Here is a 20,825-nt window from a genome sequence, read left to right as displayed (position 1 = left end):
GATTCTGCGTCGGCTAGGGCGCGATGTTCGGGTCAGGCGAGCACGGCGACGGAGTGCGGGGGCAACAAGACCGCACCGGCGTCCAGGCGGGGTGCTGCATCGGCGTTGTTCGCGAAGGCCAGGACGACCGTGCTCCCAGCCGCCGGAACCCAGCGCGGGCTCGTCGACAGGTTCAGCAGGATCTCGGTGACGCCCCGGGTGAGCTTCACCCAGCCGTCGGCCTCGTCGAACTCCACGGCTACCCTGAGCAGCCGGGGATCGGTCAGGTCGCAGTGCTCGCGGCGCAGCACCGCCAGGTGGCGGTAGAACGCGAACAGGCGGCCCGCGTCGGGCCGCTGCAGCTCGGACCAGTCCAACTTGGACCGCTCGAAGGTGGCGGGGTCCTGCGGGTCGGGCACCACGGCCGGGTCCCAGCCCATCCGGGCGAACTCGCCGATCCGGCCCTCGGCCGTTGCGACGCCCAGTTCCGGCTCCGGGTGCGACGTGAAGAACTGCCACGGGGTGCGGGCGCCCCATTCCTCGCCCATGAACAGCATCGGGGTGAACGGGCCGAGCAGCGTGAGGGCTGCGGCGATGGCCAGCTGGCCGGTGTCGAGCTGGGCGCTCAACCTGTCGCCGATGGCGCGGTTGCCGATCTGATCGTGGTTCTGGGAGGCGACGACCAGGCGCCAGGCCGGCATCCGCTGCAGGTCGACGGGGCGGCCGTGCAGCCGGCCCCGGAAACTGGAGAAGGTACCGTCGTGGAAGAACCCGCGGGTGAGCACCTTGGCCAGGGCGCCGAGCGGCGCGAAATCAGCGTAGTAGCCCACGGTCTCGCCGGTGAGCGCGACGTGCACGGCGTGGTGGAAGTCGTCGCTCCACTGCGCGTCCAGCCCGTAGCCGTTGGCTTCGCGGGGCGTGATGAGGCGCGGGTCGTTGAGGTCGGACTCGGCGATGAGGGTGAGCGGGCGGCCGACGAATGCGCTGAGCACGGCGGTCTCCTCGGCAAGCTGTTCGAGCAGGTGCACGGCGGAGTGGTCCTTGAGCGCGTGCACGGCATCCAGGCGCAGCCCGTCGACGTGGTAATCGCGCAACCACATCAGGGCGCTGTCGATGATGTACCGGCGCACCTCGTCGGAGTGCGGGCCGTCCAGGTTGACCGATGCGCCCCAGGTGTTCCCTTCGGCGTCGCTGAGGTACGGGCCGAAGTTGGGCAGGTAGTTGCCGCTGGGCCCGAGGTGGTTGTGCACGACGTCCTGGATGACCCCGATGCCGGCAGCGTGGCAGGCGTCGACGAAGCGCTGGTAGGCGGCGGGGCCGCCGTATCCCTCGTGCACGGTGTACCAGAGCACTCCGTCGTAACCCCAGTTGTGGCTGCCGTTGAACCCGTTGACCGGGAGCAGCTCGACGAAGTCGACGCCGAGGTCCACGAGGTGGTCGAGCCGCGCGGCTGCGGCATCCAGCGTGCCCTCGGGGGTGAAGGTGCCGATGTGCAGCTCGTAGATGCTGCCGCCGGCCAGCTGGCGGCCGGTCCAGGCGCCGTCCTGCCAGGCGTGGGCGGCCGGGTCGAAGGTGCGGGAGAGACCGTGCACGCCCGAGGGCTGGCGCCGGGAGCGCGGGTCGGGGAACGGGCCGGCGCCGTCGACCAGGAAGCCGTAGTCGGCGCCGTCGGGCGCGCCAGACAGGCCCACATGCCACCACCCGGACTCGTCGCGGCGCATCGGCGCCGGGCCGGCTTCGCTCACCAACTGCACGTCGGCGGCATTCGGCGCCCACACGTCGATGGGGAGCGGCGCTGCGGCTGCTCGATCTGGTGCGGAGCTGGTGGTGTCCTCAGTCACGGGGCGACCTCCTCGGTGGCGGCGGATGCGGGCTCGGTGGCGGACGCGGGGATGAGCAGTGCCACCGGGTAGTGCGAGAGCAGGTCGGCCAGGCGCACCTCTCCCCCGGGGACATGGGCGCCGGTGAGGATGTCCTGCCAGTCGTGGCCGGCGAGCATGATCGTGGTGTCGCCCCAGCCGGTGCGGGACAGGGCCACCGGGAGCCGGGTGGCGACCGTGACGGCGCCACCCCGGTCGAAGGCCACGACGTGGGAGGCGGCCGACCCGAAGGCCTCGACGGGGGCGTGCCGGCGGAACAGGTCCGGCCGATCCCGCCGCAGCCGGAGCGCACGGGTGGTGACCAGCAGCTTGGCCGCGCCCGTCTCATCCACCGGCGGCAGCCAGCCCTCGGTGACCCGGGCCAGGTACTCGCGGCGCACCCCGTAGTCGACGGGGCGACGGTTGTCGGGGTCGACGAGGGAGGTCTCCCAGAGCTCGCTGCCCTGGTAGACGTCGGGGACACCCGGAGCGGTGAGCTGGATCAGCTTGAGGGCGAGCGAGTTGCTCCAGCCGGCCTGCCGGATCCTATCGACGAACGCGGTGACGGTGTCGCGCAGTGGGCCGGGTTCGGCCAGGGTGCGGACGAGGTCGCGCATGGCGTTCTCGAACTCCTCGTTCGGCGCGGTCCAGGTGGTGGAGAGGTTGGCTTCCCGGGACGCCTTCTCGGCGTAGCCGATGAGGCGATCCGTCGACGCCGGCCAGGAGCCGACGATGGCCTGCCAGAGCAGGTTCTCGAAGGGCGCGTCGCCGAGAGGGGCCAGCCCGCGCAGCGTGCCCAGCACAGCGGCCCACTCGTCTGGAAGTTCGGCGATGACCGAGATGCGGCTGCGCACGTCCTCCGCACGCTTGGTGTCGTGGGTGGACAGCGTGGTCTGGGACGCGGGCGCGACGGCCAGGCGGGTCTGCTGGCGGCGCTGGAACTCGTCCACCGGTACCGCGAACTCGCTCGGATCCGCGCCGACCTCGTTGAGCGAGGTGAGCCGGCTGTAGCGGTAATAGGCGGTGTCTTCGACGCCCTTGGCCATGACCATGCCTGAGGTCTGTTGGAACCGCACGGCCGCCGGGTGGGCGGGGTCCGTGAGGACGGGAAGCAGGGCGCTGATGGTGGCGTCCAGGTCTGGCCGGCGCTGCCGGGCCAACCGCACCGCGGTGTCGAGCTCGTGCCGGCCGACGGGCAGGTAGGAGCGGTACACCGGGAACCAGGCGATCAGTTCCGACAGGGCGTCGACCGCGTCGGGCACCTCGGGGATCAGCCGGTCCAGCCGGCGCACCTCGCTCTGCAGGATCGTGTCCGCGATGGCGCGTTTGCCCGCGTAGACCAGTTCGCTCCAGGAGACCGGGGCCTCGGCTCCGCTCCGCTCGGCCTGCAGGGCCGCCTCGAGAGCGTCGAGCCGTTCCGCGCCCGCTTGGTCGACGAGGACCCGGTCGAAGTCGGCGAGGGCGTCGTAGCCCGTGGTGCCGTCGGTCGACCAGTTGCTGGGCAGCTGCTCACGACCCTCGAGGATCTTCTCCACCAGGAGGTAACGACCACCCATCGCGGCCTGCAGGCGATCGAGGTAGCCGCCCGGGTCGGCCAGGCCGTCCGGGTGGTCCACCCGCAAGCCCTGCACCTGAGCGGTGTGCACCCAGCGCAGGATCTCCCGGTGGGATTCCTCGAAGACCCACGGCACCTCGACGCGGAGGCCGGCGAGGGTGTTCACCGCGAAGAACCGCCGGTAGTTGAGGTCGGCGTCGGCGCGGCGCCAGTTCACCAGTTCGTAGTGCTGTCGCTCGTGTACCGCCCTGGCGCTCGCACCGTCGTCCGCCGTCCCCGGGGCCAGCGGGAACCGGTTGTCGTAGTAGTGCAGTTCGTCGCCGACGATCGTGAGTTTCTCGAGTTCGGTGTCGCCGTCTCCGAGCACCGGAAGCAGCACCCGGCCGTGGCCGGCCGGCCAGTCCACGTCGAAGGCCTCCGCATACCGCGACTCCTGGCCGCGCGTGAGCAGGTCCCACCACCACGCGTTGTCGTGGGGTGTGTTCACCCCCATGTGGTTGGGCACTATGTCGACCAGGATGCCCCGACCGGCGGCCGTGGCCTGCTCCGAGAGCCGAGCGAGCGCTTCGGGGCCGCCCCTGGCCGGGTCGACGGTACCGTGGTCGATCACGTCGTAGCCGTGATCTGAGCCCGCCTCGGCGGTGAGCAACGGTGAGAGGTAGATCCAGTCGGCGCCGAGTGCGGTGACGTAGTCGAGCACGGCTGCCGCCGCATCCAGGTCGAAGGCCGACGTGATCTGCAGGCGATAGGTGGAGACGGGGACGGTCATAGTGGTTACGCGTGTCCTTCGGTCGCGGCGTACGGGTCGGGCAGCACCGGCAGCGTGAGCGTCGCCGTCGGTGGGGATGGGTGGCTCGCGAGCGATGCGGCCACGGAGTGATCCGGCAGGGCCTCGGGTTCGTGGTACTCGCGGAGCACGACGAGGGAGCGTCCCTTCACGGTGTGGATGGCACCGGCCGGCCGGGGCAGTGAGTCGGCCCCCTCTCCCCCGGTGTCGATCACGATCTCCCAGGCCGGCGAGTACTCGTCGCTGGGCAGAGTGAACTCGACATCCTCACCATCCGCGTTGAACAGCAGGATGAAGTTGACGTCGGTGACCTCCCGGCCACGCGAGTCGCGCTCACGGATGCCCTGGCCGTTGAGGAACATGCCTACGGTGCGGGCGCGGCTTTCGTCCCAGTCCTGCGCCCGCATCTCCTCGCCGTCGGTGTTCAACCAGACGATGTCCGCCAGCGGGTCGCCCTCACCACGCTTGCCGGGGTGGCCGTCGAAGAAACGGCTGCGGCGGAAGGTGGGGTGTTCCTTGCGGAGGCGCACCACGGCCGCCGTGAATTCGATCAAAGGCACATCGGCCTCGTCCCAGTGGATCCAGCTCAGCTCGGAGTCCTGCGCATAGGTGTTGTTGTTGCCGTGCTGGGTACGGCCCAGTTCGTCGCCGTGCAGGATCATCGGCACGCCCTGGGACAGCAGCATGGTGGCGATGAAGTTGCGCTGCTGGCGGCCGCGCAGGGTGCGGATGGCGTCGTCGTCGGTGGGGCCCTCGACGCCCGAGTTCCAGGACCGGTTGTGGCTCTCGCCGTCGTTGTTGCCCTCGCCGTTGGCGTCGTTGTGCTTCTCGTTGTACGACACCAGGTCGTTGAGGGTGAAGCCGTCGTGCGCGGTGACGAAGTTGATCGAGGCGACCGGGCGGCGGCCGGAGTGCTCGTAGAGGTCGGCGGAGCCGGAGATGCGGGAGGCGAACTCTCCCAGCGTCGACGGTTCACCGCGCCAGAAGTCGCGCACGGTGTCGCGGTATTTCCCGTTCCATTCGGTCCACTGCGGCGGGAAGTTGCCGACCTGGTAGCCGCCGGGGCCGACGTCCCAGGGTTCGGCGATGAGCTTCACCTGGGAGACGATCGGGTCCTGCTGCACGAGTTCGAAGAAGGTGGAGAGCTTGTCGACGTCGTACAGGTCGCGGGCCAGGGCGCTGGCGAGGTCGAAGCGGAAGCCGTCGACATGCATCTCGATGGCCCAGTAGCGCAGCGAGTCCATGATCAGCTGCAACGCGTGCGGGTGACGCACGTTCAGGGTGTTGCCGGTGCCGGTGTAGTCCATGTAGTAGCGGCCGTCGTCGTCCATCAAACGGTAGTAGGCGGCGTTGTCGATGCCCTTGAACGAGATGGTCGGGCCCAGGTGGTTGCCCTCCGCGGTGTGGTTGTAGACCACGTCGAGGATGACCTCGATGCCGGCGGCGTGCAGGTTCTTGACCATGCCCTTGAACTCCTGCACCTGCTGGCCGAGGTCGCCGCTGGAGGAGTATGCGTTGTGCGGGGCGAAGAACCCGATGGTGTTGTAACCCCAGTAGTTGCTCAGGCCCTGGTCCTGCAGGGTGGAGTCGTTGACGAACTGGTGCACCGGCATCAGCTCGATGGCGGTGACGCCGAGCTTCTGCAGGTGCTCGATGACCGACGGATGCGCGACGGCGGCGTAGGTGCCGCGCTGGGACTCTGGCACCTCGCTCTGCAGCTGGGTGAGGCCCTTGACGTGGGCCTCGTAGATCACCGTCTCGTTATAGGGAGTGCGCGGCGACCGGTCGCCGGTCCAGTCGAAGAACGGGTTGACGACCACGCCGAGCATCATGTGCGGGGCGGAGTCCTCGTCGTTGCGGGAGTCCGGGTCGCCGAAGTTGTACGAAAACAGGGCCTGGTCCCAGTCCATGACACCACAGGTGGCCTTGGCGTACGGGTCGAGCAGCAGCTTGTTGGGGTTGGCGCGTTTGCCCTCGCTGGGGTTGTACTCGCCGTGCACCCGGTAGCCGTAGCGCTGGCCCGGCTGCACCTCCGGCAGGTAGCAGTGCCAGACGAAGGCGCTCGACTCGCGGACCTCCACGGGAGTCTCCGCGCCGTTCTCATCGAACAGGCACAACTCCACCCGCTCGGCGGCCTCGCTGAACAGGGCGAAGTTCGTGCCGCTGCCGTCATAGGTCGCGCCGAGCGGGTAGGCAGATCCGGGCCAGGTTTCCACGGTGTACTCCTCGAGGAATGGGTGAGCGAAAGGATGAACGTGGGCGGCTTGCCTGAGCCGGGCCCACTCGTTCACGCTACCCCGTCCGAGGGACCGTGCTCGCCCGTCAGGCCATCAGGTCGTGCACGAGCGGGGCCACTTCCGTGCCGTACAGCTCGATGCTGTTCATGAGCTTCTCGTGCGAGAGGGTGCCCAGGCTGTACTTGAGGTCGAACCGGGACAGCGACAGTCCGGTGGCCATCTTGGCGATCTTGGTGGCGACGGTCTGCGGCGAGCCGACGAACAGCGCGCCGTCGGGTCCGGCGTCCTGCTCGAAGCGCGCCTTGGTGGCCGGGCCCCAGCCGCGCTCGCGGCCGATGCGGTCCTGCATGGCCCGGTAGTGCGGCCACATCTCCTCGCGGGCCTGCTCGTCGGTCGCGGCCACATAGCCGGGCGAGTGCTCGCCGATGGGCAGCCGGTCGCGCCCGAACTGGTCGAGAGCGCGGTGATACAGGTCGGTGAACTGGGCGAACGCCAACGGTTCGCCGCCGATGATCGCGAGCATCAGGGGCAGACCGTAGTGGGCGGCACGCACTACCGACTGCGGGCTCCCGCCCACGCCGATCCAGGTGCGGATGCTGCCCGACTCGGTGGGCGGGAAGACCCGCTGATCGGTCAGCGAGCCCCTGGTGGTGCCGGTCCACGTGACCGGCTCTTCCTTGAGCAGTTCGGTGAACAGCTCGAGCTTCTCCTCGAACAGCTGCTCGTAGTCGCTCAGCTCCAGGCCGAACAACGGGAACGACTCGGTGAACGAGCCCCGGCCGAGGATCACCTCGGCGCGGCCGTTGGAGACGGCGTCGAGCGTGGCGAAACGCTGGAAAACCCGCACCGGGTCGTCGGAGCTGAGCACGGTGACGGCGGAGCCGAGCTTGATGGTGGAGGTCTGCCCGGCGATCGCGGCGAGCACGACTTCGGGGGCGGAGACGGCGAAGTCCTCGCGGTGGTGCTCGCCGATGCCGAAGAAGCTCAGGCCCACCTGGTCGGCCAGCACAGCCTCCGCCACGACGTTCCGCAGCACCTCTGCGTGGCTGAGCAGGGTTCCGTCGGGGGCGTACGTGACGTCGCCGAACGTGTCGAGACCCAATTCCAGTGTCGGTGCCATGTGTGGTGCGCCCTTCCCATCAGTTTGTATGCAAACGCATACTACGCCCCAACGGCGGCGTGGCCGGTTCTATTCCAGGTGCGTTCAGCGCTGCCGGCCCGGCGCTGCCGGTCCGGTGCTGCCGGTTCAGCGAGCAGCGGATGCGGCGGCGCTGGTCTCGACGACCTGGCCGGCCTCGACCGCCCAGTGCCTGTCGAGACTCACAGTGGACAGCATCCGTCGGTCGTGCGTCACCAGCAGCAGCGTACCCGTGTAGGAGTCCAGGGCTTGCTCGAGCTGTTCGATCGCCGCCAGGTCCAGGTGGTTGGTGGGCTCGTCGAGCACCAGCAGGTTGACGCCGGTGGCCTGCAGCAGCGCGAGTCCAGCGCGCGTGCGCTCTCCGGGCGAGAGGGCGTTGGCCGGCCGGTTGACGTGATCGGCGGTCAGCCCGAACTTGGCCAGCAGGGTGCGGATCTCTCCGGCGGCCAGGTCGGGCAGGCGCTCCTCGAAGACGGCCACCAGGCTCTGGTCACCGGTGACACTGGCCCGTGCCTGGTCGATCTCGCCGATCGCGACGCTCGTGCCCATGCTCGCCGACCCGGCGTCGGGGACGCGACGGCCCAGCAGCGCCCGCAGCAGCGTGGTCTTGCCCGCGCCGTTCGGCCCCGTGATGCCGATGCGCTCCCCCGCATTGACCTGCAGCGACACGGGGCCGAAGACGAAGTCGCCCTGCCGCACGATCGCGTCGTTGAGGACCGACACGACGGTGCTCGACCGGGGGGCCGGGCCGATAGTGAACTCGAGCTTCCATTCCTTGCGCGGTTCGTCGACCTCGTCGAGCCTGGCGATGCGGCTCTCCATCTGGCGGACCTTCTGAGCCTGCTTCTCGCTGGACTCGGCGGAGGCCTTGCGGCGGATCTTGTCGTTGTCCGGCGCCTTCTTCATGGCGTTGCGCACGCCCTGGCTCGACCACTCGCGCTGGATGCGGGCGCGGCCGACCAGGTCGGCCTTCTTGTCGGCGAACTCGTCGAACGCGGCCCGCTTCTGCCGGCGGGCCGTTTCGCGTTCCTCGAGGTAGGAGTCGTACCCGCCGCCGAAGACCCGGTTGGCGTTCTGGGCCAGATCCAATTCGAGTACCCGCGTCACGGACCGCGACAGGAACTCGCGGTCGTGGCTGACGAGCACAACGCCGCCGCGGAGGCCTCGTACGAAGGACTCGAGGCGCTCGAGGCCGTCGAGGTCGAGGTCGTTGGTGGGTTCGTCGAGGAGGACGATGTCGAACCTGGACAGCAGCAGCGCCGCCAGGCCCACCCGCGCGACCTGGCCGCCGGACAGCGCCGTCATCGGGGCGTCCGCCGCGACGTCGGCATCCAGCGTGAGACCGAGGTCGTGCAGGACGCCCGGCAGCCTGTCGTCGAGATCGGCCGCACCGCTGGCCAGCCATCGGTCGAGTGCGTGCGAGTAGACGTCGGCGGGGTCAGGGCCGCCGGGTGTGGCCGGTTCGGCGAGAGCTGCCGCCGCGACGTCCATCTCCCGGGTGGCCTCGGCGCATCCGGTGCGCCGGGCGATGTAGTCCGAGACGGTCTCGCCGGGCACGCGCTCGTGTTCCTGCGGCAGCCAGCCCACGAAGGCATCCGCCGGTGAGAGCGAGACGCTGCCGGACGAGGGCTCGTCGATCCCGGCGAGCAGGCGCAGGAGGGTGGACTTGCCGGCCCCGTTCACCCCCACTACGCCCACGACGTCTCCGGGCGCCACGGTGAGGTCGAGGGAGTCGAACAGTGTGCGGTGGGCGTAGCCGCCGGCCAGGCCCTTGGCGACGAGTGTTGCGGTCATGGGTCTAGTTTCCCATTCGCGACACCGGCCGTCGCGCGGCGTCACACCCTCGCCCGCCGCTCATCGAGGTCATTACGCTGGCCTCATGACGGTTCGACCAGACAAGCATGCGCCGCAGTCCCTCGCCGAGTCCAGCCGCGCCGTGCACGCGGGCAACGACATCGACCCCGGCACGGGTGCGGTGCGCACCCCGATCGTGATGGCGAACTCGTACGCTCTTCCCGACGACCCCTCGACGATCAGCTGGTCGGGCACCGATGTTCCCCTCTACACCCGCAACAGCGGCGTCAACCAGCTCGGCCTGCAGCGTAAGTTGGCGCTCCTCGAGCACGGCGAGGACGCCGTGGCACTGGCCAGCGGCGTCGCCGCGCTGCACGCCGTGTTCTTCACCTTCCTGCGCACGGGAGATCATGTCGTCGTCTCCGATGTCGCCTACGAGGCCACCTTCAAGCTCTTCCGCGAGCTCCTGCCCGACAAGTACGGCATCTCGGCGACGTTCGTGGACACGAGCGACCCGGCGGCCGTCGCGGCGGCCCTTCGCCCAGAGACCCGCCTGGTGCACGTGGAGGCCATCGCCAACCCGACCACCCGGGTTGCCGACATCGCCGCGATCGCGGCCATCACCCGGGCGGCCGGCGTCCTGCTGTCGGTCGATTCGACGTTCACCCCGCCACCGGTGCTGCGTCCGCTCGATCTCGGCGCCGACCTCGTCGTGCACTCCCTCACCAAGTACATCAACGGCCACGGGGATGCCATGGGCGGGGCCGTGATCGGCTCCAGCACGCTGGTGCAGCGGATCAAGTCCGAGGCGATGGTGGACGTCGGCGGGGTGATCAGCCCATTCAACGCCTGGTTGATCATGCGCGGGTCGGTCACGTTGCCGCTGCGGTTGCGCCAGCACACCGAGAACGCCCAACTGGTCGCGGAGTTCCTGGCCGCCGACCCGCGGATCGAGTATGTCGCCTACCCGGGGTTGCCGACGCATCCGCAGCATGAACTGGCCGTCCGCCAGTTCCAGCACGGGTTCGGGGGCATGCTCGCGTTCGCCGTGGCGGGCGACGCCGACGCCCAGAACCGGTTCGTGGCCCGGCTCCGCGTGATCACCTCCGCTGTCTCCCTCGGCCACGACGAGAGCCTGATCGTGCATGTGTCGGGCAGCGGGCCGCGGGCCGCCTACTACCCGGAGGAATTCCAGCGGTTCGGGCACCTGCGGCTCTCGGTGGGGCTGGAGGACGCCGCCGACCTGATCGGGGATCTCGCGGCCGCCCTCGACGAGACCTTCGCCTGACGCCAGGCCGCTCCGTCGGCCCGTGGATCGTCCCGTGCGACCGGTGCGGCGTGCGGCGTTCGCTCGGGTTTGGGGTCACACTGGGGGGACATCGGGGGCTGTCCGGCCGCCCTCACGAACGGAGCGATCATGACCGAAGCCGATCTGCTGACTCGCTGGGCCGCGGCCCGGTGGCACATCATCGTGTCCCAGCTGGCACCCACCTTCCTGCTCACCGCCCTGATCGGGTTCACCGCGCTGGGGCTGGGCGACACCCCCGTCAGCGTGCGCATCGCCGCCGCCGGCGTGTTGCTCGCCTCCGGAATCCTGGGCGCTCTCGCGCAGATCGCCGCCGCGAATGAGGGCGGGGCGATCATCGAGGACCTGGCACTGCTGAGCGCACCGTCGGCCCTCAGCCGTCGGGTCATCGCGTCGGCCCCCTGGCTGAACGTGGTTCGATTCCTGACGCCCGCGATCTTCGTGATCGTGTACATCGCCCTGCTGGCCGCGGTGTTCCTGGCCTAGCCTCACCGCTTGGGGTGTGGGGCCGGCGAGGCCCGTTCGCGGGGCACGGCCCTCAGGAACCCGACGACTGGGCGTGCGGCGCCTGGCCCTGGCCTGGCTGTACAGGTGCGGGCTGTACTGGTGCGGGCTGTACTGGTGCGGGCTGTACCGGTGCAGGCTGTGCCGGCACGGAATCGGACGGCACGGATGGGTCGGAGCTGCTCGTGCCCGCACCGGATGTGCCCGCACCGGCCACCCAGAGCAGGCCGGCGACCACGCCCCCGCTGACGACGCTGACAGCGCCGACGGCCATGGTCACGGCCAGCGCGGCGGCCTTGCCTGTGCTTCTGATGCTCATGACACGTCCCTTTCCGACCCGGACGACCGCGACGGCGTCCATGCTCGAGGGCACCTCCCTCGACCTGTCCTCCGTCGAGCATGCGACGGATTTCTTCCAAGATTCTTAGCTCACGAAGTCTGTGCAGAACCGGTCGAGGGCAGCCTTGTGCAGGAACCCGAGGGCAACACCCCTTGGCTGCCGGACACCGTCGGGTATCCCGTCAGCGCCGGGCCGGAAGGAACACGGCCACGGTCGCCCCTCTGCCGCTGAGCGGCTCAATGGAGACGGAGCCGCCGTGCCGCGCCGCCACCTCGGCCACCAGGGCGAGCCCCAGGCCGTAGTGCCGTGGAGCGGCTGCATCTGCGTCCGCGGCTGCGGATTCGGATGCGTCCCCGGCGCCCGCCGGCGCCCCGGCACGCGTGCTGGCGAATCGTTCGAAGGCGCGCGCGTCCGTGCCGGCGGGGAAGCCGGGACCGTCGTCGCTGACCCGGATGACCGCGTTCGCGCCCACGATCTGCACGTCCACCTGCACGCTGTGCACGGCATGGTCCACGGCGTTGGACACCAGTGCCGTGAACAGCCGGTGCAGGGCGATTCTCGCGCCGTTCACCATGACCGGGGCCGCGGACCCGGTGCGCTCCAGCGTAAGGTTCTGGTGCTCAGCGGCCGGCCTCAACGAGGCGACCGCTTCGTCGGCGAGTGCGGCGATGTCCAGCGGCTGCTGCTCGAGGACCTCGCGCGGATCGGCCGCGATCAACAGGTCTTCGAGGATTTCGGTGAGCATCCGTGAATCCTGCACGATCTCGTCGACCTGTCCGCGAATCTGGGCCGATGCTCCCGGAGCGCCGTCGTGGTCGGGCCCGGTCAGAGCCGGGAGCCGGCGCCGTAACATCTGGGCTCTGGTGCTCAGGACCGTGAGCGGAGTACGGAGTTCGTGACTGGCGTCGGCGACGAACCTGCGCTGGAGGGCGAGGGCCTCGGCCAGGGGCTGCATAGCGCGCCGCGCCATCCACGTGGCCAGGAACCACGCGGCAACGGCAGCCAGGATGCCGGACACGGAGAGTGCCAGGATCAGCCGGCCCCGTTCCTCGTCACGTTGGTGCTGGTCGACGGCCACCTGGGTCAGGTGCGGACCGTCCTGGCTGGTGAGCACCCGGTAGTCGTGTCCGTCGATGCGCACGGAGCTCTCCACGGACTTCCCGGTCTCGGCGACGGACCGCAGGGCGTCCTCGTCGGGAAGTTGGGCGGGCAGGTCCCGGGAGGTGCGAAGCCTGCCGTCGTCGACGACGATGAGGTAGACGCCGTCGGGCGCCTCGTCCGGGGAGTCGATCGAGGCGCTGTTGCGCAGCTCCTGATCGGATGCCTCCTGCTGGCCCGCGCTGACGATGCCCAGCACGAGCCCGCCCACGAGTAGCAGCAGGACGACGATGAGACCGGTGAACTGCATGGCGAGACGCCGCGCGGCCAGGCGCAGCTCAGGATCGTCCGTGCGGTCCGTCCGCGCGCCGGTTGACAGCAGGGCCGTCCTGCCCAGGGCCGTGCGTGGCCGGCCGGTGTCCGCGCGGTTCACAGAGGGCGTCCGATCCGGTAGCCGATACCGCGCACGGTGTGCACACAATCGCGGCCCAGTTTCTTGCGCAGGTAGTGCACGTACGTGTCGACAACGCCTTCGTCGTCAGCGTCAGGGAAGACCACGCTGAGCAGATCCTCGCGCGGGTACGTTTGATCCGGCCGACGGGCGAGTCTCTCCAGAAGATCGCACTCGCGTTCGGACAGAGTCACCGTTCCACCCTCGTCGAGGGTGACCTCGCGGTCGGCGACGCTGAGCCGGCCTCGGGGAACCCGCAGCACGGGAACCGTCGAGACCGTCCGCCGTCGCAAGGCCCTCAGGCGCGCCAGGAGCTCGTCCAGGTCGAACGGCTTGGCCAGGTAGTCCTCGGCGCCGCGGTCCAACCCCTCCACCCGATCGGCAGGGTTACCCAGGGCTGAGAGCACCAGCACCGGGGTCAGGACGCCGCCGGCGCGGAGTTTCGTGAGAACGTCCAGTCCGTTGATCACGGGCAGGCCACGGTCCAGCAGGATCACATCGAAGTCCTGGGTCAGGCCGGCATGCAGCGCACGCTGGCCGTCCCTGGCAACGGTTACGACGTATCCCTCACTGCCGAGCAGCTCCTGGAGCATGCCGGAGAGCCGAGCCTCGTCTTCGACGACCAGGATGCGCGGATCGTCTTCCATGAGCAAAGTATGCGCCTTCTGCAGGCCGGCGCGTGTCACGGCGTCACGTACGGCGGTCAGTCGAGCGCGTCCAGGTAGAGCCAGCCACCGTCGATCTTGACGAAACGGCTCACCTCGTGTTGCTCACCGCGCTGCCCATCCTGCCGGTAGTACGCCGTGAATTCCACGCTCCCCTCGGTGTCGAACGGTCCGCCCCGCACCGTGCGCCCGATGTCCAACCGCACCCAGCGCAGCGTGGGGTCCAGTTCCAGGGTCTCCGGCCGGGTGCTCGGATGCCAGCTGCGCAGCAGGTAGTCGGCGTGCGGGACGGCGAAGGCCGCATACCGCGACCGCATCAGCTGCTCGGCCGTGGCCGCGCGTGCGTCGCCGCGATGCAGGCGTCCGCAGCAGTCGGCATAGCTCACCCCGCTCAGGCAGGGGCAGCGGTCCAAGGTGGGAGACGACGACAGGGGGTCGGAGAGGGGCACAGAGCAATTCTCCGCCATCAGGTCAGGCCGACGTCACCCGCACCAACGCCTCATGCCGGGTGAGGAAGCCCGGGGCAGGCTTCGGGTCAACCCGGGTGTAGTACACCGGGCCGTCGGGCAGGAGGTCCGCCGCCAGCACCTCGCCGAGCAGGTGCAGCCCACGGTCGACAAAACGCCGCGTGCTCCAGCCGCCGCGGAAGAGCAAAGCCGCCGCCTCGAATGCGGGCACCGCCCGCACCGTCACAGCATCGTCCAAGGGCGACGGCACGTCGTGCGGGTCCTGCCGGCCCGGCAGCACCACGCTGACCAGGTATGTGGCCTCGCCCGCCACCTCATGGAGCACCGGGGCCGTCTGGGCGAACCGGGTGGCAGAGCTGTTGTGGCCTCTGAGGTACTGAAGCAGGGGCCGCACACCGTGGCGGACCGCTCGAGTGACGTCGCCCTGCACGCGCACCTGGACCCGCACGCTGTCCGGATAGCGGCGGACGTCGAAACCGGGAAATGCCCGCACCACCGTGTACGGCTGCTGCTCGGTCATGCCACGGAGTGTAATCCAGGTGCCCCGGACGGGGGTGGGATCGGGTTCGCTCCCGATCAGGCCTTCTTGACCACACCGGACTTGAGCTGCATGGAGACGCCTTCGATACGGCATTCGATGTCGTGGTCGCCCACGCCCTGACGCAGCCTGATGCCGCGCACCTTCGTGCCGACCTTGATCACGCTGGAACTGCCCTTGATCTTGAGGTCCTTGATGATGGTGACCGAGTCGTGGTCGGCCAGGACCGTGCCGAACGCATCGGTGATGACGGCCTCCTGCGCCGGCTCATCGGCGGCGACAGACTCTGCCGTCCACTCGTGGCCGCAGAGCGGACAGACCAGCAACGCCCCCATCTCGTAGGACATATCGCTGGAGCATTCCGGGCACGGAGGCAGAGTCTCATTCACCTCCTCATCGTAGGGGTCGGATGAACTCGGCTCCGCCACGTGATTCCCTGACAATTCCACAGTTTCCGGCGTACCTTACCGGGTAGATCGTGCCGTGTTCGCGGGCGCGACTCGCCCAGCAGAATTCGGGAGGCAGCAATGGGTGTGCTCATCGAGGTCCTGGCCGCACTGGGAACCATCGTTCTCGTGTCGACGTTGACGGTGGTGCTGATCGGTCGGACGGTCTACACGCGGATGCGCCGCAGCCGAGCGGTGAACCGTGGACTGCTCCGCACCCGGGCGACTCTGAGCGTGGGGCCGCAGCACGAGATCCTGGCGCAGCGGGTACGGCTGAGGGACTCGCTGTACAGCGGGCACGCCGCCCTCGATCTCGCGGGTCGCAGCGCCGGACCGCACGGCGAGCTGAAACGGTTGTTCCGCCGGATCGAGGGGGAGGCCGAGACGGTGGACGCCCACCTGCTGCTGCTGTCCTCAGAGACAGAACCGGAGGTGCTCCGCGGAGCCATGCCGCTGGCCGTTCACCGGGTCGACCAGGTGACCGGGCTGGTGCGCAAGGTGCGCTCGGCGGTCGCCGCAGGACTCGGCGGGTTCAGCGACGATGCCCTCCTCACGCTGCAGCTCGAGGTCGACCGGGAGATCGCTGCTCTCGACGCCGGTCTGGCACAGCTGCACACCCTGAACCACCCGGATGCGCAGCCGCCGTCGCAACCGGCGTCTCGTCGCCTGGACACCCACCTTGACCGAGGGACCCACTCATGACCTTCACCTCCCGGCTCCGCGTCATCTTCCGCAGCAAAGCATCCCGCACCCTCGACCGCCTGGAGGACCCTCGGGAAGCCCTCGACGACAGCTACGAGCAACTGGTGGTCATGCTCCAGCAGGTGCGGCGTGGTTTGGCCGATGTGGCCACGGCGAAGAAACGGCTCGAACTCCAGGGGCAGGAGATGGGCGTCCGGCACCGCCGATTGGGTGACCAGGCGCAGGAGGCCCTCGCCCAGGGGCGCGAGGACCTCGCCCGCACGGCCCTTGAGCGCCGTTCTCTGCTCGAGGGGCAGGTCGCCTCGCTCCGGGACCAGTACACGGCGCTACAGCAACAGCAGGAGCGCCTGCAGGACAACGAGCGCCGGCTCGCCGACCGGGTCGCCGCGTTCCGTACCGAGAAGGAAACCATCAAGGCCACGTATGCGGCATCCGAAGCTCAGGCACGGGCCAACGAGGCCGCGGCGGGAATCGGCTCAGAGATGAGCGATGTCGGGGTGACCCTCGACAGGGCCAAGGACCGGGTGGCCCAGATGAAGGCCAGGGCCGCTGCCACCGACGAGCTGCTCGCCAGCGGCGCGCTGAACGATCTGACGGCGCCGCCGGACGACGATCTGGAGCGCCAGCTCTCCTCCGGCGCCACCAGGGCGGATGTCGAACGCCAATTACAGGCGATGAAGGATGCGGCCTCCGGGGGCGGTTCGGGTTCGGCGGGTGAGGCAGAGGGTGGAGCGACGGGAAAAGGACCGTCCGGAGGCCCGGACGGCTGGCTCAGTATCGGCCGTGGGCCTGCGGCCGGTTAGGCCTGGCGTCTACCCGTTCCCGGTCCCGTCCCGGCGATCCATCGCGCCTCCGCCTTGGCCTGTCAGCGGCCTACGGAATCGTGCGGAAAAAAGCAGAAATACTTTTCCCAGGACACCAGGACCGGCACGCAAAAAACCCCCGGATGACTACTGTCACCGGGGGTTTCTGTACTTTCTTGTGGATCCGAGGGGATTCGAACCCCTGACCCCCTGCATGCCATGCAGGTGCGCTACCAGCTGCGCCACGGACCCAGACTTTGTTTCGAATTCCTCCGAAACAACTTCATTAGGTTACTACATGTTTTGAGTGCTCGCGAACCAAACGCTAGTCCGCGGCGTCAATTTCGACCACGGATTCGGTCGGGGACGCCACAGCGGGCTCCACAACGGGCTCGTCGAGGGCACGCGCGCTGGGCAGATCGATCGGGATGACCGGGCAGTCCTTCCAGAGGCGTTCGAGAGAGTAGTAGACCCGCTCTTCTTCGTGGAACACGTGCACGACCAGGTCGCCGAAGTCGACGAGGACCCAGCGGCCCTCGGCGCGTCCCTCACGACGGAGGGGCTTGTAGCCGGCCTCGATGAGCTTGTCCTCGATCTCGCCGGCGATCGCGACGACGTTGCGCTCGGAACGTCCGGTGACGATGAGGAAGATGTCGGCCAACGGCAACGGGTTGGAAACGTCGATAGCAACGAGGTCCTCCCCCGCTTTCGAGTCGGCGGCGGCGGCAGCCACCTTGAGGAGCTCGAGAGCGTGGGCAGAAGCGGTCATCGATTGAATCCCTGAGTTAGTAAAAGTGAAAAGGATGGCATAAGAAGAAACGAGACTAGTCGGTCACCAGAAAGCATGGGTCGCTAGTAGATATTGAAGGCGTAGCCGACCACGAACAGTGACAGCACGCCGATGGCGAGCACCGCCGCGGTGATGGCGAGAACCGTCGGCAGTGACGCTCCCCGCTTGCGCGGCGGCGTCATGACGCCGCGGGTCGAGGTATGGGTGCTGACGGCGCGGCTCGCGCTCACGGGCGCGACGTCGTTGTGGTGACCGCCCTCGTCGAGCTGGTCCAGCATGCGGTCCATCTCGGACGAGTCGAAGAGGTTGGGGTGCTGGCCAGTGGCGCCGAGGCTGCGCGGCAGGTCGATGGAACCGGTGATCATGATCTCGCCGGTGCTGGTGATCGGACCGGCCGGGCCCTGCCTGGGGATCGACGGCAGGATGAGTGCGTTGGTCGTCGTCGGGATCCCGCCCGCTCCGACGCCCCGACCCACGAGGTCGTCGAAGGTCTGGTCGTCGCGACGGCCGATGGTCTCGATGTGGCTGTCGTCTTCCCGGTCGACCGACCAATGGCCGATGGGCGGGTGCAGCCCGCTGGATGCGGGGGCGGGATTCAGAGATGGCGCCGCGTCGGTGCCGGCGTCCCGGTTCGCGGGGACAGCCGCCGGCGCCAGCTGGCGTTCGTCAGGAGTCCCGTTGTGAGTTGAATGGTCGTCGGTTGCACGTTCATCGGCTGCATGTCCGTCATGTGCACCGTCGGTGCTCGCCGTTGCCGCGGCCTGCAGTGCACGCAGTTCGCGGCGGCTCAGAGTGCGGCCGGTGTCCTGCACCATGGCGGGCTCGGGGATCGGCAATGGAGCCGGAGCAGGGCGGGCGGGTTCAGCACGTTCGACGGGCGGCGCGGTGTGCCGGGAGTGGTGTTCGTCGGGCTCGATCGGCGCCTGCGAGGAGGCGGGGCGAACTGCGGGGGACGCGGGTGATTCGTCGATCGAACGGTCCTCTGCAGAGACCGGTTCGTTTTCCCGGGCCAACTCGCGCAACTGTCGTCGCGTCAGTGGCTGCGGGCTATTACCCAACGTCATGCCACACTCCGATACAGGTGATGCTTTGAGATGTACTGGACAACCCCGTCGGGGACCAAATACCAGACCGGGAATCCCCGGTTCACGCGTTCCCGGCAGTCGGTGGACGAAATGGCCAGAGCCGGAACCTCCAACAAGCTTACGTCCTGGTTAGGTAAACCTGAAATGCTCAGATCATGTCCCGGGCGACTCACAGCCACGAAGTGTGCCAGCTTCCACAGTTCGGAGGCATCCTTCCAGCCCAGGATCTGGGTGATGGCGTCGGCTCCGGTGATGAAGAAGAGCTCGGCGTCAGGACGCTCGGCGTGCAAGTCCCGCAGCGTGTCGATGGTGAAGGTGGGGCCGGTGCGGTCGATGTCTACCCGGCTCACCGTGAACCGCGGGTTGGATGCCGTGGCGATCACCGTCATGAGGTAGCGGTGCTCGGCCACGGTCACGTCATGCTTCTGCCACGGCTGCCCGGTCGGCACGAAGATGACCTCGTCGAGATCGAAGCTCTGCGCAACCTCACTGGCCGCCACGAGGTGCCCATGGTGGATGGGGTCGAAGGTTCCGCCCATCACGCCGATGCGGGGGCGGTGCCGGGTCATTGTCGGCGGTTCGGTTAGTGGCCGCCGTGGCTGGACGCGCCACCGTGGGCTGCCGCGTACGCGTTGGCCTTGGCGCTGTGGCGGTTGGCGACGTCGCGGAAGCTCCACAGGACGAAACCGAGCGCCGCGAAGACCACGAGGGCCACCAGGCCGTAGACCCACGTGGGCACGGGCAGTTGGGCGTGCTCGACCTCGGCCAGGACAGCGGTCAGGAACAACATGGAATCTCCGTTCGGGGAAGCGTGGTGTCAGTCGGAAGCCGCGACGGGCGGCACCGGTACCGGGACCAGTCTAGCGGGGCGACCCGCCCGGCCAGGGAGCGGAGCCAGGGGTGCGTCGACGACGTCCTAGGACCGGATCTGGCCGGTTCCGCGCACGATCCATTTGGTGCTCGTGAGTTCGGGCAGGCCCATGGGCCCCCGTGCGTGCAGTTTCTGCGTGGAGATGCCGACCTCGGCGCCGAAGCCGAACTCGCCGCCGTCGGTGAACCGTGTCGAGGCGTTCACCATCACGGCCGCGGAGTCGACCTCGCCCAGAAAGCGCTCGGCGTTGACGATGTCGTTGGTGATGATGGACTCGGTGTGCCCAGTGGAATAGCGCCGAATGTGTGCGATCGCCTCGTCGAGGTCGGCGACCACCGCCACGGACACGTCAAGGCTCATGTACTCGGTGGCCCAGTCTTCCTCGGTAGCCGGCACCGCGGCCGGGAACACCTCGCGCACCGCAGCATCCCCGTGAATGGTCACGCCCGCCTCGGCGAGCCTGCCCAGCACCGTCGGCAGGAGCCGGGTCGCTGCGGCCTCGTGCACGAGCACGGTCTCGACGGCGTTGCAGACGCTGGGTCGCTGCACCTTTGCGTTGTGCACGATGTCCGTGGCCCACTCGAGATTCGCGGAGTCGTCGAGGAAGATGTGCACGACTCCGGCCCCGGTTTCGATGACGGGCACGGTGGATTCGGTCACGACCGCTTGGATCAGCCCGGCACTGCCGCGGGGAATCAGGACATCCACGAGTCCGCGGGCCCGCATGAGGCGGGTGGCGCCGTCGCGTCCGTAGGGGTCGATGGTCTGCACGGACTCCCCCGGCAGCCCAGCCTCGACCAGGGCCCGTTGAATCAGCCCCACCAGAACCCGGTTCGAGTTCTCAGCAGCAGATCCGCCGCGGAGCACCGCTGCGTTACCGCTCTTGAGCGCCAGGGCGGCGATGTCGACGGTCACATTGGGCCGGGCCTCGTAGATGACACCGACCACACCGAACGGCACGCGCACCTGGCTGATCTTGACGCCGTTGGGCAGGCTGCTGCCGCGCACCACCTCGCCGACAGGGTCGGTGAGCAATTCGATCTCGGCCACGGCGTCGGCGAGAGAGCGGATGCGGGTCTCATCCAAGGTCAGCCGGTCCAGTAGGGCCGCACTCAGGCCGTTCACGACCCCGACGGCCAGGTCGGCGGCGTTGGCCGCGACGATACCGGCGACGTTGTCGCGGAGGGCTTGGGCGATGCCGCGCAGGGCGCGATTCTTCACCTGCGTGGGCGCTGAGGCGAGGGACAGCGAGGCCTGGCGTGCGGAGCTGAGCAGAGCGGTGAGGCCGTCATCCGTGTCCGCGGGCACAGCATCGGATGGCACAGCCTCGGATGGCACAGCGTCTGGCGCGGTCCCCGCCTTGTCCTCGGTGGACGGCAGGGCGACGGGGCGGGTCTGCGACATGCCCCT

20 protein-coding genes and 1 tRNA gene are annotated in these 20,825 nt (G+C 68.8%); 4 read left to right on the top strand and 17 right to left on the bottom strand.

Going from position 1 to position 20,825, the window contains the following annotated elements; all coding sequences use genetic code 11:
* Positions 1-32: 32 nt before the first annotated feature.
* The 5 genes from treZ to DOE79_RS00515 form a co-directional block, all read right to left on the bottom strand.
* Complete coding sequence (gene treZ / locus DOE79_RS00535) at positions 33-1,820, bottom strand: malto-oligosyltrehalose trehalohydrolase (RefSeq protein ID WP_245977047.1); 1,788 nt, start codon at positions 1,818-1,820, stop codon at positions 33-35.
* Positions 1,817-4,162, bottom strand: a complete 2,346-nt coding sequence (treY, locus tag DOE79_RS00530; protein WP_120336845.1) for a malto-oligosyltrehalose synthase — start codon at positions 4,160-4,162, stop codon at positions 1,817-1,819. The genes treZ and treY overlap by 4 nt, the downstream gene beginning before the upstream one ends.
* Positions 4,163-4,167: 5 nt before the next feature.
* The gene (gene glgX / locus DOE79_RS00525) at positions 4,168-6,396 is read right to left on the bottom strand and encodes a glycogen debranching protein GlgX (protein ID WP_120336844.1); all 2,229 of its coding nucleotides are present in this window, start codon (positions 6,394-6,396) and stop codon (positions 4,168-4,170) included.
* A gap of 106 nt (positions 6,397-6,502) precedes the next feature.
* Positions 6,503-7,537 (bottom strand): LLM class flavin-dependent oxidoreductase, encoded by a 1,035-nt coding sequence (locus tag DOE79_RS00520; protein ID WP_120336843.1) that lies wholly within the window; start codon positions 7,535-7,537, stop codon positions 6,503-6,505.
* 126 nt (positions 7,538-7,663) lie between these two features.
* A complete protein-coding gene (locus tag DOE79_RS00515) occupies positions 7,664-9,349 on the bottom strand; it encodes an ABC-F family ATP-binding cassette domain-containing protein (protein WP_120336842.1) in 1,686 nt (561 codons plus the stop codon).
* A gap of 85 nt (positions 9,350-9,434) precedes the next feature.
* On the opposite strand from DOE79_RS00515, the gene DOE79_RS00510 reads away from it, so the two are divergent.
* Both DOE79_RS00510 and DOE79_RS00505 read left to right on the top strand, forming a co-directional pair.
* Entirely contained in the window at positions 9,435-10,637 is a 1,203-nt protein-coding gene (locus DOE79_RS00510; RefSeq protein WP_120336841.1) for a trans-sulfuration enzyme family protein, read from the top strand.
* Positions 10,638-10,766: 129 nt separating this feature from the next.
* Entirely contained in the window at positions 10,767-11,141 is a 375-nt protein-coding gene (locus DOE79_RS00505) for a hypothetical protein (RefSeq protein WP_120336840.1), read from the top strand.
* Between the two features lie 52 nt (positions 11,142-11,193).
* On the opposite strand, the gene DOE79_RS00500 is transcribed toward DOE79_RS00505, so the two are convergent.
* From DOE79_RS00500 to DOE79_RS00475, 6 genes are all read right to left on the bottom strand, one after another.
* The gene (locus tag DOE79_RS00500) at positions 11,194-11,478 is read right to left on the bottom strand and encodes a hypothetical protein (protein WP_162942548.1); all 285 of its coding nucleotides are present in this window, start codon (positions 11,476-11,478) and stop codon (positions 11,194-11,196) included.
* Between the two features lie 202 nt (positions 11,479-11,680).
* Positions 11,681-13,030, bottom strand: coding sequence for a sensor histidine kinase (locus tag DOE79_RS00495; protein ID WP_120336838.1), 1,350 nt, complete (start codon positions 13,028-13,030; stop codon positions 11,681-11,683).
* Positions 13,027-13,695, bottom strand: a complete 669-nt coding sequence (locus DOE79_RS00490) for a response regulator transcription factor (RefSeq protein WP_181445840.1) — start codon at positions 13,693-13,695, stop codon at positions 13,027-13,029. Before DOE79_RS00490 ends, DOE79_RS00495 begins: the two co-directional genes overlap by 4 nt.
* A gap of 56 nt (positions 13,696-13,751) precedes the next feature.
* Positions 13,752-14,180 (bottom strand): YchJ family protein, encoded by a 429-nt coding sequence (locus tag DOE79_RS00485; protein WP_120336837.1) that lies wholly within the window; start codon positions 14,178-14,180, stop codon positions 13,752-13,754.
* A gap of 4 nt (positions 14,181-14,184) precedes the next feature.
* Positions 14,185-14,700 carry an SOUL family heme-binding protein gene (locus DOE79_RS00480; protein WP_162942558.1) on the bottom strand — a complete coding sequence of 172 codons (516 nt, stop codon included), beginning with the start codon at positions 14,698-14,700 and terminating at the stop codon, positions 14,185-14,187.
* 56 nt (positions 14,701-14,756) lie between these two features.
* Positions 14,757-15,065 carry a zinc ribbon domain-containing protein YjdM gene (locus tag DOE79_RS00475; RefSeq protein ID WP_245977045.1) on the bottom strand — a complete coding sequence of 103 codons (309 nt, stop codon included), beginning with the start codon at positions 15,063-15,065 and terminating at the stop codon, positions 14,757-14,759.
* Positions 15,066-15,245: 180 nt separating this feature from the next.
* Here DOE79_RS00475 and DOE79_RS00470 point away from each other — a divergent pair, with 180 nt between their 5' ends.
* Complete coding sequence (locus tag DOE79_RS00470) at positions 15,246-15,866, top strand: hypothetical protein (protein WP_120336835.1); 621 nt, start codon at positions 15,246-15,248, stop codon at positions 15,864-15,866.
* Positions 15,863-16,669, top strand: a complete 807-nt coding sequence (locus tag DOE79_RS00465; protein ID WP_120336834.1) for a PspA/IM30 family protein — start codon at positions 15,863-15,865, stop codon at positions 16,667-16,669. The genes DOE79_RS00470 and DOE79_RS00465 overlap by 4 nt, the downstream gene beginning before the upstream one ends.
* 179 nt (positions 16,670-16,848) lie before the next feature.
* Here DOE79_RS00465 and DOE79_RS00460 read toward each other — a convergent pair.
* From DOE79_RS00460 to DOE79_RS00435, 6 genes are all read right to left on the bottom strand, one after another.
* Positions 16,849-16,921, bottom strand: a tRNA-Ala gene (locus tag DOE79_RS00460).
* A gap of 73 nt (positions 16,922-16,994) precedes the next feature.
* Positions 16,995-17,438: a ribosome silencing factor gene (gene rsfS, locus DOE79_RS00455; protein ID WP_084020945.1), complete on the bottom strand. Its 444-nt coding sequence runs from the start codon at positions 17,436-17,438 to the stop codon at positions 16,995-16,997.
* Positions 17,439-17,521: 83 nt separating this feature from the next.
* Positions 17,522-18,523 (bottom strand): hypothetical protein, encoded by a 1,002-nt coding sequence (locus DOE79_RS00450; protein ID WP_162942557.1) that lies wholly within the window; start codon positions 18,521-18,523, stop codon positions 17,522-17,524.
* Positions 18,520-19,113, bottom strand: coding sequence for a nicotinate-nucleotide adenylyltransferase (nadD, locus tag DOE79_RS00445; RefSeq protein ID WP_120336832.1), 594 nt, complete (start codon positions 19,111-19,113; stop codon positions 18,520-18,522). The genes DOE79_RS00450 and nadD overlap by 4 nt, the downstream gene beginning before the upstream one ends.
* Positions 19,114-19,127: 14 nt before the next feature.
* On the bottom strand, positions 19,128-19,334 hold the full coding sequence (locus tag DOE79_RS00440; RefSeq protein WP_120336831.1) for a hypothetical protein: 207 nt from the start codon (positions 19,332-19,334) through the stop codon (positions 19,128-19,130).
* A 126-nt stretch (positions 19,335-19,460) separates the two neighbouring features.
* Positions 19,461-20,819 (bottom strand): glutamate-5-semialdehyde dehydrogenase, encoded by a 1,359-nt coding sequence (locus DOE79_RS00435; RefSeq protein WP_120336830.1) that lies wholly within the window; start codon positions 20,817-20,819, stop codon positions 19,461-19,463.
* Positions 20,820-20,825 lie beyond the last annotated feature (6 nt).

Source organism: Cryobacterium soli, assembly GCF_003611035.1.
Classification (GTDB): domain Bacteria; phylum Actinomycetota; class Actinomycetes; order Actinomycetales; family Microbacteriaceae; genus Cryobacterium; species Cryobacterium soli.
This window is presented reverse-complemented; position numbering and strand designations above follow the sequence as displayed.